Source organism: Nostoc sp. DedSLP03, assembly GCF_034530815.1.
Lineage (GTDB): Bacteria > Cyanobacteriota > Cyanobacteriia > Cyanobacteriales > Nostocaceae > Nostoc.
This window is the reverse complement of sequence record NZ_JAVRCK010000081.1, coordinates 1-13,246: the sequence shown is the minus strand read 5'-3', so window position 1 is coordinate 13,246 and position 13,246 is coordinate 1. Positions and strand designations below refer to the sequence as shown.

15 protein-coding genes and 2 pseudogenes are annotated in these 13,246 nt (G+C 42.6%); 13 read left to right on the top strand and 4 right to left on the bottom strand.

Annotated elements, in window-relative coordinates:
- The first annotated feature begins 68 nt into the window (after positions 1-68).
- The 4 genes and pseudogenes from RM368_RS29275 to RM368_RS29260 form a co-directional block, all read left to right on the top strand.
- Complete coding sequence (locus tag RM368_RS29275) at positions 69-194, top strand: hypothetical protein (RefSeq protein ID WP_322697309.1); 126 nt, start codon at positions 69-71, stop codon at positions 192-194.
- Positions 195-253: 59 nt separating this feature from the next.
- Positions 254-1,441 (top strand): annotated as a pseudogene (locus tag RM368_RS29270) (aromatic amino acid lyase).
- Between the two features lie 18 nt (positions 1,442-1,459).
- The gene (locus tag RM368_RS29265) at positions 1,460-2,860 is read left to right on the top strand and encodes a cytochrome P450 (RefSeq protein WP_322697308.1); all 1,401 of its coding nucleotides are present in this window, start codon (positions 1,460-1,462) and stop codon (positions 2,858-2,860) included.
- Positions 2,857-3,153, top strand: a pseudogene (locus RM368_RS29260) (IS701 family transposase); the annotation flags it as partial. The gene RM368_RS29265 and the pseudogene RM368_RS29260, both read left to right, overlap by 4 nt.
- Positions 3,154-3,225: 72 nt before the next feature.
- Here the strand turns inward: RM368_RS29260 and RM368_RS29255 are convergent.
- Together RM368_RS29255 and RM368_RS29250 are read right to left on the bottom strand one after the other, a co-directional pair.
- The gene (locus tag RM368_RS29255; protein WP_322697307.1) at positions 3,226-3,462 is read right to left on the bottom strand and encodes a hypothetical protein; all 237 of its coding nucleotides are present in this window, start codon (positions 3,460-3,462) and stop codon (positions 3,226-3,228) included.
- Positions 3,463-3,806: 344 nt separating this feature from the next.
- Positions 3,807-4,163, bottom strand: a complete 357-nt coding sequence (locus RM368_RS29250) for a hypothetical protein (protein WP_322697306.1) — start codon at positions 4,161-4,163, stop codon at positions 3,807-3,809.
- Positions 4,164-4,630: 467 nt separating this feature from the next.
- Here RM368_RS29250 and RM368_RS29245 point away from each other — a divergent pair, with 467 nt between their 5' ends.
- From RM368_RS29245 to RM368_RS29205, 9 genes are all read left to right on the top strand, one after another.
- Positions 4,631-4,828: a hypothetical protein gene (locus tag RM368_RS29245; RefSeq protein WP_322697305.1), complete on the top strand. Its 198-nt coding sequence runs from the start codon at positions 4,631-4,633 to the stop codon at positions 4,826-4,828.
- Between the two features lie 302 nt (positions 4,829-5,130).
- Positions 5,131-5,496 carry a hypothetical protein gene (locus tag RM368_RS29240; protein WP_322697304.1) on the top strand — a complete coding sequence of 122 codons (366 nt, stop codon included), beginning with the start codon at positions 5,131-5,133 and terminating at the stop codon, positions 5,494-5,496.
- Positions 5,483-6,877, top strand: a complete 1,395-nt coding sequence (locus RM368_RS29235) for a hypothetical protein (protein ID WP_322697303.1) — start codon at positions 5,483-5,485, stop codon at positions 6,875-6,877. The genes RM368_RS29240 and RM368_RS29235 overlap by 14 nt, the downstream gene beginning before the upstream one ends.
- A gap of 2 nt (positions 6,878-6,879) precedes the next feature.
- Positions 6,880-7,182 (top strand): hypothetical protein, encoded by a 303-nt coding sequence (locus RM368_RS29230; RefSeq protein ID WP_322697302.1) that lies wholly within the window; start codon positions 6,880-6,882, stop codon positions 7,180-7,182.
- A gap of 10 nt (positions 7,183-7,192) precedes the next feature.
- Positions 7,193-7,360: a hypothetical protein gene (locus tag RM368_RS29225; protein WP_322697301.1), complete on the top strand. Its 168-nt coding sequence runs from the start codon at positions 7,193-7,195 to the stop codon at positions 7,358-7,360.
- Positions 7,361-7,960, top strand: coding sequence for a hypothetical protein (locus RM368_RS29220; RefSeq protein WP_322697300.1), 600 nt, complete (start codon positions 7,361-7,363; stop codon positions 7,958-7,960).
- Between the two features lie 61 nt (positions 7,961-8,021).
- The gene (locus RM368_RS29215; protein WP_322697299.1) at positions 8,022-8,357 is read left to right on the top strand and encodes a hypothetical protein; all 336 of its coding nucleotides are present in this window, start codon (positions 8,022-8,024) and stop codon (positions 8,355-8,357) included.
- Positions 8,358-8,373: 16 nt separating this feature from the next.
- Positions 8,374-8,604: a hypothetical protein gene (locus RM368_RS29210; RefSeq protein ID WP_322697298.1), complete on the top strand. Its 231-nt coding sequence runs from the start codon at positions 8,374-8,376 to the stop codon at positions 8,602-8,604.
- Positions 8,605-8,846: 242 nt separating this feature from the next.
- The gene (locus RM368_RS29205) at positions 8,847-9,464 is read left to right on the top strand and encodes a Uma2 family endonuclease (RefSeq protein ID WP_322697297.1); all 618 of its coding nucleotides are present in this window, start codon (positions 8,847-8,849) and stop codon (positions 9,462-9,464) included.
- Positions 9,465-9,531: 67 nt separating this feature from the next.
- Here the strand turns inward: RM368_RS29205 and RM368_RS29200 are convergent, their stop codons facing one another.
- Both RM368_RS29200 and RM368_RS29195 read right to left on the bottom strand, forming a co-directional pair.
- Positions 9,532-10,350: a DUF928 domain-containing protein gene (locus RM368_RS29200; RefSeq protein WP_322697296.1), complete on the bottom strand. Its 819-nt coding sequence runs from the start codon at positions 10,348-10,350 to the stop codon at positions 9,532-9,534.
- Positions 10,351-10,386: 36 nt separating this feature from the next.
- Entirely contained in the window at positions 10,387-12,744 is a 2,358-nt protein-coding gene (locus RM368_RS29195; protein ID WP_322697295.1) for a CHASE2 domain-containing protein, read from the bottom strand.
- Positions 12,745-13,246: the final 502 nt, after the last annotated feature.

Below are 13,246 nucleotides of genomic sequence, written 5' to 3'. Positions count from 1 at the left end.
GCGTTTTCTTTACTTATCTTAATTTACCCGATCTGTTCATCAGGCTGTCGCCATACTGAAGTAGGAGTTTGGCGACTTTACAAAATGGCTCAATTATGAATGAAAAAGCGATCGCGCTTACATCAGTGAAGGAAATCAGTGTAAAACGTCTGCCAATTGGGAAAATCACCCGCATCCATCATACCTCTCTCTAAGAAAAGGCGTACTACTTGCCAATTCGTTTAAGAAATATTAAGTACATCTTCATCGTGAATTGGTACGAGTAGTTACTGGGGCATTGGTTGGTTTAGACCGTTGTTATACTGTTGACTTTAACGGCGAAGAAATCGATGCGCCGACAGCATTGAGTCATCTGGGTTTAGAGCCATTACAATTACTTCCTAAAGAAGGATTGGCAATGATGAATGGCACCTCAGTCATGACAGGTATTGCTGCCAATTGTGTTTACGACACCAGAGTTTTATTAGCTTTGTCAATGGGGGCACATGCCCTAGCAATTCAAGGTTTGAATGGTACCAATCAATTATTCCACCCATTTATTCATCAACTCAAACCACATTCAGGGCAAAAATGGGCTGCGAACCAAATGCTGAACTTACTAATAGGTTCACGCTTAGTCCGCGAAGAACTAGATGGTTCTCACAACTATCGGGGTGGAGATCCAATTCAAGACCGTTATTCACTGCGCTGTTTACCACAATACATGGGGCCGATTGTAGATGGGATCGAGCAGATTAAAAAACAAATCGAAGTAGAAATTAATTCTGTCACCGACAACCCACTGATCGATGTTGAGAACCAAGTTAGCTATCATGGCGGTAATTTCTTAGGGCAGTACATCGGTGTAGGAATGGATCGGTTGCGCTACTACATCGAGTTGTTAGCTAAACATTTGGATGTGCAAATAGCCTATCTGGTAGCGCCAGAATTTAACAATGGCCTGCCAGCATCTTTAGTAGGGAACTGAGAGCGCAGTGTCAACATGGGGCTAAAAGGTCTGCAAATATCTGGGAACTCGATCATGCCATTGTTAACCTTCTATGGAAATTCGATCGCAGACAGATTTCCTACCCATGCCGAACAATTTAACCAAAATATCAACAGCCAAGGTTTTGCTTCGGCAAACTTAGCGCGTCGTTCAGTAGATACCTTCCAACAGTATATGGCGATCGCTTTGATATTTGGGCTACAAGCGGTTGATTTACGCACCTATTTAGTTGCAGATCATTATGATGCTCGTGCTTGTTTATCTCCCGCTACCAGAGATTTATATATGGCAGTGCGCGATGCGATCGGACAACCAGCCTCATCTGACCGTCCTTATATCTGGAACGACCACGAACAACCTCTTGACGAACATATTGCCCGGATTAGTGCAGATATCGCATCTGGTGGGCAGATTGTGCAAGCAGTTCAAGATATTTTGTCGAGTCTCAATTAAATCTTGAGGACAGTTAAGATGCACAAACAGAGTATTTCACCAAGAGTCAGCAAAGCTCCTCCCGGCCCTATCGGCTACCCGATTATAGGCAACCTCCCGCAAATGTTGCGGAATCCACTACAGTTTCTCACGAATGCCGTACAGGAGTATGGCGAAGTAGTCCATCTGGGAGCAATGGGGCCTCAACAGCTTTATTTAGTCTCTCACCCAGAGTACATCCTGCAAGAAAATAGCCGCAACTACATTAAAGGCGAAAACTTTAAGTCTATTAAGCAGGTAATCGGTAATGGTCTAGCAGTTGCCGAGGGTGACTCCTGGCGGCGCGAACGCCGCTTAATGCAACCAACCTTTCATCGCCATCGGGTTGGAGCATTAGTCACCTTCATGACTAAAACCATTAGCCAAATGCTAGATACCTGGAGCAGCATCGGCTCAGACAAACCCCTGGATGTCTTTACACAGATGATGCAACTAGCCCAGAATATCCTCCTCAAGAGTTTGTTGAGCATTGATTCTGAAGACGAAATTTCCGAGATGAATCAAGCATGGGATACTGCTTACGAGTATCTTAGTAGTCAACTATGGGCAGTGTTCAAGCTACCTCTATGGGTACCCACACCGAAAAACCGCGCCTTTGTGCAAGCGATGGGAACACTAGATAGAATCGTCTATCGGATCATTCGCTCCCGTCGGGAAAATAGTAATAGTCCTGACGACCTGCTCTCTATGCTGATGGATACTTACGATGAAGAGTCTGGTCAGGGAATGAGCGATAAACAACTGCGCGATGAGATTATGACCATCTTTACCGGTGGATTTGAAACTTCAGCAGCTGTACTTGCATGGACTTGGTACTTGCTTTCTCTTCATCCTCACGTCGAAAGTCGGCTCCAAGATGAACTCAAGAGTGTTTTAAATGGGCGTACTCCGACTCTTGAAGATTTACCAAAATTGAAATATACCAGGATGGTACTGGAAGAATCGATGCGGCTTTATCCTGGTGCGTGGGTTTATACTCGTACTAACTTACAAGCCGACGAGGTTGGAGGCTATCACATACCAGCTAACTCTGTAATCATAATTAGCCCTTATGTCACCCACCGCCTACCAGCTTTTTGGGAGAATCCCGAAGACTTCGACCCTGAGGGCTTCACAAAAGAACAAGCGGCTGCACGTCCACGCTATGCTTACTACCCCTTCGGTGGCGGGCCACACCAATGCATAGGTGAGATATTTGCGATGACTGAAATGCAGTTGATAGTTGCAATGGTGGCTCAAAAATATCGGCTGCACTTAGTACCTGGACATCCAGTTGAGGAAGAGCCAATGTTTACATTACGTCCCCGTCACGGCATCCTGATGACATTGGAACCACAAATCAGTCTTGGGGATGTTTATGCACCAGATATGCAGAAATGATTAGTCTAAATTCTCCAGCCTTTTTAGCCTGAAATCAATCTCTTCAAATTGAAACTGAGGTGATAGGTACTAGTTATGCTAATTGTGTAGATTTTTCTCATCATCAACAATGGAATCATAATTCTGGATGGAAGAATACTCTTAATAATCTTCGTTTAATTGTCCAACCTCTTTTACTATTTTGGCTGATTTATCCCTGGTTAGATATTTTTCCAAATTCTCATTTATTGCTAGGATTTAATCATTTAATTTGTGCCATGAACCAATTTAAACCCTTTTTTGCTTCTGGATGATTTCACTTATTTACTACTTGCTTATCTCGGAGAGTGACAGAAGAGGGATACAAGTGCCGATTTCTTGATTGTCTAGCTCTCTGTAGCGAATTTGATATTGCCATCATATTCAATAACTGGCCTGCCGTTGACACCCAGGAACGACTCAAAAGGATAAATCCTGGTAAGCAGTCGCGATCGCACTCGTAAACCAAAGCCGAATTTGTCAAACACGCTCATGTAAGGCTTAAATTCAGCCAAAATTACCCACTTATACGGGGCATATTGCTTGACAACGACCCATTCAAAAAGGTGTTGTTGATAAGTCATGTCGCATTATGTTGGGTAGTTTTCTTTCAAAAAGGTGTGTAATTCCTCATCAGAAAATTGATGAAACTTTTGTTTACCTTGGTCGATATATCTCATTCGGTGTTCAATTGCAGTTACTCCTGTATGTTTTGCTAATTCGTCAGTGACGAGTGCATAAGCGACAACCAGATATCATAGGAAGTCGTTGGAAAGAAGCACATCAGATTTTCGTTTTGTAATCCTCTTAATTGCCTAACTTTTATGACAAGTAAAATTAGTCAACCATCAGCAATTGACTGGTTTAAAGTACTTGCGGCTTATATAAATGAAAGTTATTTCATAGGCAGATTCCTCCTACAAAAAAATCAAGCTTGAAGGCGCGGTGGTGAAGAGTTAGCCGTGCCCTTAATAATTAGGCGGCCATTTGGATCGCGATCCATCACCAAGTCGGCACGGGGTGCTATTGATAAATTTGGGATTCTGCGTCGCGGTGGTTTTTTTGTCCGCAGCGCTGCGAGCGGTAATTCTGATGGCAGTAATTCCTCATGGAAATCTTGCTCGACGGCACGCGCCAAGCCAAGACGGGAACGATAAATTATCCCGTGGGCATCGTCAAGCAGTTGGGTGAGGGTTAAAACCTGCTTCTTTAGCTGCTCAATTTCTTTTTCTAGTTGGCGAATCCGTTTTTTTCGTGTTACATACTTTCCTTGGTGCTGAGTCATGAGTTAAAAAATGCGACTGGTCGCAAGGGTTTGCGCGTTTTTCAAAGAAACTGTGATCCGTTGCATTCCACCGTGTGGTATGCAATTTCGCGATCATGCATCTGTGCGTGAGCCATTACCTACACGCCAGCCTCTACGGGATTTTCACCCAGGTCTTAATTTCCACGGCCCACCGTGTCACCACGTCGGCATAAGCCCTCTGGTAATGTGGAATGCCCTACTAAGGTCGGTTACAGATTGGGGCCCCCATACAAATGCACGTCACCAGCTTTTATCCAAGCCGCGACTTGTGTAGACAAACACCTCATGTCTCTACTCGCTTGCATAACCACTTACGGGACACTGGTAGCCTGAAACACTCTTCATCAGCTTTCAACGGCTATTACACAAAGTGCTAATTTTCCCGGATTTGGCAAAAGCTACTGAGATGAGACACTTTAGTGAAACCAGCCTAATAAACCATCTCTTTGCCGAGTCAGTTATATCGGCTGGTCTTTTTTTGTCGCTATTGCTGGAAGGCCCAGGGGAAGATTAAGCATCGGCATATAGCCGGAGGGAATGTGCGATCGCAGTTGGCGCAGCACAGGAAGGGGGAGGTTGAGATTGCGATCGCAGATGGTCAATCTCCGGTGGAGATTGAAAAATTAATCCGCTCCTGGCGCTGACTAATGACTAATGACTAATGACTTTTGATAAATGAACAGAGAAGAAGCAGTGAACATTAATCAGCGAGATTGGCAGGACGCTAATTGCTACGAGCTTTACGCCGATCACCAATTACGGGAGATCGTAGGAAACCTGAAGCGATACTCCGATCCTGAGCTAGTAGGGTTGAGGCGGGTGCTGATGTTCTTGTCTAAGGTTTAATATATGGTGGTCAAGTGCTGGCGATTCGCAGGCAAAGATGGGAACAACGTCAACAGTTACGAACATTTTGCTTGTGGTACTACACCGGAATTTCGCGATAATGCATGCAGCAGGTGATGGCAAGAATTTGTACATGGATGGAGTGCTATTAATCAGCGCTGGATATTATTACAAATCCGGCACAGAGTTCATCACCCAACCACATGACAGTACGCCTAATGCTGGCTACATCTCAAGCGGCAGCTGTAACGCTTGCCCAACTATTAATACTTACAACTGCGTAAATGGTGCTTGTGTTCCTGACGTAACAGGAATATATAAGTCACTATCGGAGTGTGAAGTTAATTGCGGTACTAATCGTTGTAGCGGCAAGTGCATTAGCAATAGTGATTGGGCAGCAATAGAAGGTCTTTCTCATCAATTAAGAAATCGGAATTGCGGCTGCAAAAGCTGTGGGCATAAGTAGTGAAGCACTAGCTGCGACAGGACGATTAGCTGGTAGATTGCTGGAGGCTTTCAACGCGATCGCTACGATATTCACGCTTATCGAACAGCTGGCAACCCTCAATGTATTAGGTGGGCGTATTGATGCCGTAGAAAGTGGGTTAGTACAGCTTGGCAATGATGTATCGCGTATTCTGGGCAAGTTGCTAGGGTTGCAAAACCGTATCGGTGCTAATGAGTCACTGACTGTACAAGTGAAGAATATCGCCCTTGATGCCAAGAGTATTGGTGAAGCAGCAAAATTACAAGCTGGTGCAGCGCAAGTAACAGCTACTCGTGCTGAGAATTTCGCAATTACCGCAAACGCCAACGCCAAGACAGCACAAACAACAGCCGACGGTGCAGTTCGTAATGCCGCGATCGCAAATGAAAACGCCACCACAGCCTACAAACAAGGCATCAAAGCAGAAGTATTTGAATTAAAGGCTTTTATAGCCGCTCAACATCAACAAACACAGGGTGTATTAGGCAATGCGATCGCTGGTATAAAAGCCAGTGTTAGTAGTGGTTTTGCAACAGTAGTAAGTGCCTCCAACTCTGTAGTAAACGGAGCGAATTTAGCGTTACTAAATGTCATCAACAATAAACTTGGTGTTCAGTTGGCAGGTGGCATATCAGGAAAGCTCACACGTTTTGCTGATTGGATGCAGCTTGATAGGGTGCTAAATGTGATGATACTCGCCGCGACTGTTCATAACGCGTTGATGCTTTCAAATGACATAGGACAGACTCTAGTTGGAGCAATTAATAATGTTCTTCAATTAATCGGATTGAAAAAAGAAGATGGAAGTAATTTTGACATTGGCTCTGTAATCAGTAGCTCTATTGAAAACTTAATTAAGGGGGCAATCGGAGCCGAAAACTATACTGAACTAAAAGAAGATTGGGCAAAAGCTAATCGAATTTATCAAGCGACAATTAATATATTTAACGCTCTTCAAGGCTTGTCGTTGGCAATACTTACCGGGCTAGAAATGACCGCCGGTAAAGTTGCAAAGATTGGAAATGCACTTCGGAACGCTGGAGAAGTTTTAGAAACAGCTTACGGTTGGATGAATCCACAGCCAAAATTTAATCGCGTTACTCAAGGTTTAGAAAGTCTTCAAAATGGTGCATCAACTATTCAAATGGTGACTCAAGCACCGTTGGATGTTGTCAACGCAGTTACAGAACTTACAACTGCAAACACTGAGCTTGTAAAGGCAATTAAAGAAGATGACAAACCCGAAAACAAAGGCAAAGAATCACCAGAACCAGACAAACTAAAAGCGGATCAAGCATCTGCAAAACTTATTAGTGCATCTCTAGAATTAGCCGATATAGATTTAGACCCAGATGATTAAGTATGCCATTACCAGATAACTTTAATGAATGGGAATTTCTACAAGATACCGTTAGACGCTGGCATAACAAAACAGTTAGTCAGTGGTTTAAAAACCAAGAGGTTAACGATATCTCTACACCAAAAGCAGCATTACGTCATGCTTGCATAATGAAAGATGAAGATACGGCAACGATGACCATGATGCGGCTATGGCTATTTGAAGTAACCGCAGGTCACACACAAAGCTTGCAAGCTCCTATTTATGGCGTTCCAGTTCAAGAACTTCAGAGAAACGTTAAATATAAGCCTCAAGTTAAACTTTGATACTTTTCAGTTGACATTAGAGGGTGCTTACTGGCTAAAAGATTTACGTCTTACTCTTTGGGAATACCAGGGGGCGGATTATGATTCTATTGAACAATCTTTAACCTCAGATATACAGCCAGCCTTAGCACGGATTGAACAGAAAATTGATGATATTTCCAATTATGGCGCTGGATAAATGACTTGGCTCAACTTAGGTACTTTTAATTTAAAAAAGAGTTGGTTAATAGTACCTTCTGCTGGAGAGGTTTTTCGAGTCAAGCACTTTCTTAGCGCTCAATCTGATGGCAAATATTTAAAAGCCGCTATTGCCAAGATTTTTGAGGAAGATAATGAAATCAATATTTATAGCCCTCAAAGACTCAGTTATCGGAGTCTAGAAACAGAGATTTTCTATTTTCCTAAAGATGTCGTTGGGAATGGTTTAGGATTTCTCCGGCTGGATGACACAGATGTAATTTGGTCAATTAATGTTCAGGTTTATCAAGAAAATATGTTTTACTCTTCGATTAACAAAACAGCAGCTACTAATGCTCAACCAACTAATGATGCTAGTGTTACTACTTCAAAAACTTTAATTGTTAACGAAAAAGCAGATGGCAGTCGGCACTCGTGCCTATTTACTAATACAGGCCCTTCAACTGTGTATTTTAAGTACGTACCAATTGGGGTTGACTACACTACCAATACTGTGATTGTTTCTGCTACTAGCTACGATTTTTGTTGGCTCCTGGAGAAAAGTTTCTTGACAATAATTCTAGCCAAAATGCAGTTGTAGGAATCTGTTCAGGAGTAGTTACAACCACTGCCAAAGTTAAGGTTACGGAATACATCTACTCATGAAAATTGATGCTAATCTAGCCAGCTTTGTACTGGCTTTTGTTGGCGCGGTATCGGGTTGGATAACTTGGTGGATTAATAAACTTAAGTTTGAGCGGCAATCGACAACTCAACAAGCAGTTGCAGCCGCAGAAAAAGCCCTTAATGATAAACGCGACTTCAATCACCTTGTAAATAATCAAATCCAAATATCTGACGGCATTGCCCACGGATTTAAGGATCTCGAAGAAATGCTTGACGATCTGATCAAGGAACTTTTGGAAATTAAAGCTTACTTAATCCGTTATGGTATCGCTCCAGACCAAATGCCACGCAAGCGAGGCAACCAAGAGTAACCACTGGGGATTTGCTATGAATGTATTTCGTTGTTCAGATGGTTTTTACATCACTGGGAATGATCTAGAGTTATGTTCTTTGGCTAGAACCTTAGAAGCCGCCAAGCTTGACCCTTATTGGAATGGCGAGGGCGATACACTGATACTAGATGACGATGAACATCCCCAAGACAAGGTTATTTCTTTTCTCAAAGCCTATTTTGAATTGCGGAATCTAGATTATGAAATCACTGGGGATTCAGCATAAATCGCAATTTCTCATAATAAAATTTTTAGCTGATACCAGTAATATCCCGGTATATAATTACTCATATACAAGGGCAAGAGGTAGAAAACACGAGAGTAGTCGCTACAGACTTGGGAGTAGTCGCTACAGACTTGAGAGTAGTCGCTATAGTATTCTAATAAAGCTTACTGGTATATCTCTTATCTTGCGGCACAATCTAGGGGCAGCGATGGTAAAGTCAAATATATGTGAAGGTGGTAACTATGACTCAAACCCTACCCAAGTTAGTAACCTTTGAACAATTTATCGAGTGGTACCCCTCAAACGGGGCGCTATATGAACTACATAAAGGAGTTATTCTAGAAATGCCACCTCCAACTGGTGAACACGAAAATGTTGTTGGATTTTTGGCGGCACAGATAACCTTCCAGTTCTTGCAAATGGGACTTCCGTTTCGCATCCCCAAAACTGCTTTTGTCAAAATTAAAAGCAATAACTCAACCTATTCTCCTGACATTTTGCTATTAAATCATGACAATCTCGTGAATGAACCTCTGTGGAGCAAGCAATCGACTGTTATTCAAGCTGCATCTATCCCATTAGCTGTCGAAGTTGTGAGTAGCAACTGCTGGCGAGACGACTACTATGACAAGTTCAGGGATTATGAAGAGATGGGGATTCCTGAGTATTGGATTGTAGACTATGCTGCGATCGGTGGCAAAAGATTTACTGGTAATCCTAAACAAAAAACTATTACAATTTGCGAATTAGTTGACGGAGATTATCAAATGACTGTGTTTAGGGGAAATAATTTTATTGCATCGCCTTTATTCCCCAAACTCAACTTTACAGCACAGCAAATTTTTGATTCTGCTTTGTAAGTTTTGGCTTGAACGTATCAATGAGTTAAACTGCTTTTGAAGAATTCCATATTGTACATTTGCTCTGCTATTTTGCATTGGCTTCGCAACACTTTATCAAAGGTTGTTTAGCTAAATTCTCTAAATCTACGGATTGAAGCAAATTCATCCACTCCACCGCTAAAGTTGGATCTTCAGGTTTGCTAAGACGTAATTCAGCTACAGTAGTTAAGGCATCGTACCAAATACCATTCTCGGCATAAAGGTTTACCCGTTGCTGAGGAGTTGCTTGCTTCAAGCTATCTACTAATTGAGGATTTGGATTGACTCGTTGCACCCATCCTTCCACATACTCACGTTCTAGAGGTTGTTGGGGATTGCAAATGACTTTTATCTTAAAAAACCAGTGATACATCTTGTCTACTTGCAATGGGGGAGCATTTTCATTTAAGCGAATGCTAACAATTCCTGGTGTTTCTGGTATTGTTACCATTGTTCGGTAAAGAGTTTGACTTGATTTACCTGACTCATCTTTGACAACAAACTCAATGGAATCAATTAGAGACTTTTGATAGGGGACAAAAAACCAAAAAGTTGGATATTCTTCATTTGTCAAACCCCAAACTTTAGTAACAGAAATAGCTTCTGTTTGCCCTTGATTGACTGTTTGTTTGTATATAGGTACAAGTCCAACTACAGACTGATTCCCAACACCACAACCGCGACTTGCAGCCCCTCCGCGATCGCCTGCTGCACCCCTGTCTGGAGGAGGCGGAGGAGGCGAAAATTTCTTAGGAGTGACCGCCACAACTGGTGTCATCCAAATCATTGGAGAATAGCCGATAATTACCCACAAAGTCATTCCCACTGCCGCGATTAATTGCATTTTTTGCCAATAGCTTTTCATCTGAATTCTGACTCCTGAATTCTGACTTTTCCAATATTAATTTTTAAATTTCATGTTTAAGTAAGTTGTAGCTATTAAACTATTAACTACTAAAGCCAACATAGCAGGAATGAGGGGAACCCAACAACTATATACAATTAAAAATATAAAACAGCTAACGTATAAACTAATAATGGCTATTCCTCCTGCCAAACTTAAGTAAATGAATCGGTGCAGATAAGCAGTAAATAAACCGCCTAAAAAAGACCAACCCCAAACCCAAATTACCTCACCCCAAAGCGGCCAAGTCCACAACAGAGGTTTTCCGTCCAAAGCAGCACTGAGCAGTTGACTGACCATCTGCGCTTGTAAAAAGACTCCTGGTATTGCCTGTAATTTTCCTTGAGGAGTGATGTAGGGAGTTAACCAGTAATCACCAAAAGTTTCTGCTGTTGTGCCAATAATGACTATTTTGCCTTTGACTGCATCGGCATTTAGCTTACCCCTTAACACTTGTTGTAAGGTCATACTTGGTGCAATCGCTTCTGGTGAAGGAGAAGAACGATAATTTAATAAAATTTGGTGCCCAAAAGCATCAACTCCTTGATAACCTCCGGTATGAGCTTCTATTGGTTTAAATGTCACCTTCCCTAATTGCCATGCGCCATCAGGGGTAAATTGCAACCGAATTCCTTTCGTATACAGGTAACGCAGCGCCAGTTGAACATTCAAGGCATAGGGCGCAGTACAAGGAGATGAGGGCGCAGGAGTCAACGCTAACAGCTGGCGACGCACAACATTATCTGAATCTACGGCAATATCGCTAAAACCGAGATTATGTGAAGAAACTTCTGGGGGTGGTTTTACACCTGGTTTTCCGGCTTGAGAATCGCTGAGTTGACACACCCCAACAAAGCGATCGCTTTTTCGCATCCTTTTTGCCAATGCTGGATAATCCTTATCCACTGGATAATCTCGATATATATCCAAACCAATAACTTGTGGTTGATATGCCTCTAATTTTTCTAACAGTTTGGCAAGTGATTTATCTGACAACGAACCTTGAGGTTTTTCCGGTTTTTGCGCCTGGACATCTTCTTCAGTTACAGTGATAACCAGTAGGCGTGAGTCTGGTTTTTCAGCAGGGCGCAAGCGTACCAGTTGGTCAAATGCACTTAACTCTAATGTTTGCAGCACGCCCAAATACCTTACCCCGATTAATATTCCGGTTACTACCATGCTCGTCAGTAATATTAATGAAAAGCCAAGCCGATTTGTGGTTCTTCTAACAGGCGTGGTTTGAGACAAAGATGCAGGAAGATTGGGTGGATTTCTAAACAATTCTCCCCAATTCAACGGCATCTCAGCCGGATTTTGAAAGATCGCAGGCAACCATGTCGCGCAGGGAAATTGGTTTTCTAGTCCCTGTAACCTTTCTCGTGCTTCCCTGACGGCTAAATACAACGAGCCTCCCCGCGCAAAGGCTTCTAAAAAATACTTTAAAAACTGTTGCGCGACGCGATCGGGTACAGGCTCTCGCATGACGATAATTTGGGGAATATGTAAATCTGCAAACTCCCATGCCAATCCCAAGCCATCACAGGAATTGAAAATCGCTAGTTTTAGACCTCGCTCTACTGCCTTTTTCAAGGCATACTTTAACTGGCTAATTGTGAGACTTTCTGTTTGATTAATGTAGATTTTTCCGGTTTGATCCGTTTCCTGAGTGGAACTATGTCCGGCGAAAAATAGAATCTGCCAATTCTGCTCCCATAGCTGGTCAGTCAGGTCAAGACATTGTGGTTCAACTAAAAAAGTAATATCTGTATTGGGTAACAAATTAAGCAGCGCTTGGTCTGCTTTGGTATCAATACCTTGACTGTTACCCAAAATCGCTAAGATTTTTACTTTGTCGGATGTAGTTGCTATGCGGTTAAGATTGACTTGTTCGTAAGCAGGAGCGCTCAGGGCGATTTCCGCCTGGGGATAGCGTTCTAGCAAATCCCAAAGATGCCAGGGAAATTTCTGTAATCGCAGGTCTTTGGTTTGTAAAAGCATCCGAATATTATCCACAAGCATGAGTTTTTCTAACAATTTCTCGCGGATGGAACGAAAAGAATCGGAAGCAAGCCAAGTATTAAAACTTACTTTAAATTCCTCACTCACCTGCTGGCAGTATTCGAGGCTGGGGGCTTGGGTAAGTTGTTTAGCTAAACCAATCGGACGAGATGGCAGCCTTAAATTACGATAAATAGATTGCCAACGATGATAATCGCGGAGAATTTCTGGGTTAGGGGGAAGCTCACCTGTGATTTCCACAGTCGGGCGGACATTTTCATCGCCAATCTGTAAAGTCACGGTAAAACCTTGTTCAAAGTTTCCCTCCCCTAACTTTAAGATGATTAACTTGTCCACAGCTAGTTCTCCCTAGATGTTGAGTTGTATCTATGTGAGCTATACCCATTGGTGTCAACTTAAGCTTAAACGCTTGTCCCACATACGCTTTACCCCACCCTAACCCTCCCCCCTTCGACAAGCTCAGGGCATCGCTTGTAAAGGGGAGGGAACTCGATTTCCGGCTTCCCTCCTTACCCTAACCCTCCCCTTACAAAGGGTGGGGAACTCGATTTCCGGCTTCCCCCCTTTACAAGCAGGGCTGTTTCATTCGATCTCTTAGATATTTTATCAAGAGTATGAGTCAGAAATTTGCTTGATTTGGTCATCGAAAAGCTACCACCTCAACGAGTAAATTTCAGTGTGATCGCGATTTTCTTGCCCAATCAGATTTTTTAGTCACCTGACTTTTTTGCTTGAAACGCTTGTAAATCAGAGCCTTTTAGGGAATGAAACAGCCCTGCCTTGTAAAGGCTTGTCATTACCAACATCTTTTAAAGTGAGGTAGGGATGTAATAGAGTC

Coding starts and splice junctions, on each gene's coding strand:
- RM368_RS29265 (WP_322697308.1), top strand. CDS start 1,460: ATGCACAAACAGAGTATTTCACCAAGAGTCAGCAAAGCTCCTCCCGGC.
- RM368_RS29255 (WP_322697307.1), bottom strand. CDS start 3,462: ATGACTTATCAACAACACCTTTTTGAATGGGTCGTTGTCAAGCAATAT.
- RM368_RS29250 (WP_322697306.1), bottom strand. CDS start 4,163: ATGACTCAGCACCAAGGAAAGTATGTAACACGAAAAAAACGGATTCGC.
- RM368_RS29240 (WP_322697304.1), top strand. CDS start 5,131: ATGCATGCAGCAGGTGATGGCAAGAATTTGTACATGGATGGAGTGCTA.
- RM368_RS29230 (WP_322697302.1), top strand. CDS start 6,880: ATGCCATTACCAGATAACTTTAATGAATGGGAATTTCTACAAGATACC.
- RM368_RS29220 (WP_322697300.1), top strand. CDS start 7,361: ATGACTTGGCTCAACTTAGGTACTTTTAATTTAAAAAAGAGTTGGTTA.
- RM368_RS29215 (WP_322697299.1), top strand. CDS start 8,022: ATGAAAATTGATGCTAATCTAGCCAGCTTTGTACTGGCTTTTGTTGGC.
- RM368_RS29210 (WP_322697298.1), top strand. CDS start 8,374: ATGAATGTATTTCGTTGTTCAGATGGTTTTTACATCACTGGGAATGAT.
- RM368_RS29205 (WP_322697297.1), top strand. CDS start 8,847: ATGACTCAAACCCTACCCAAGTTAGTAACCTTTGAACAATTTATCGAG.
- RM368_RS29200 (WP_322697296.1), bottom strand. CDS start 10,350: ATGAAAAGCTATTGGCAAAAAATGCAATTAATCGCGGCAGTGGGAATG.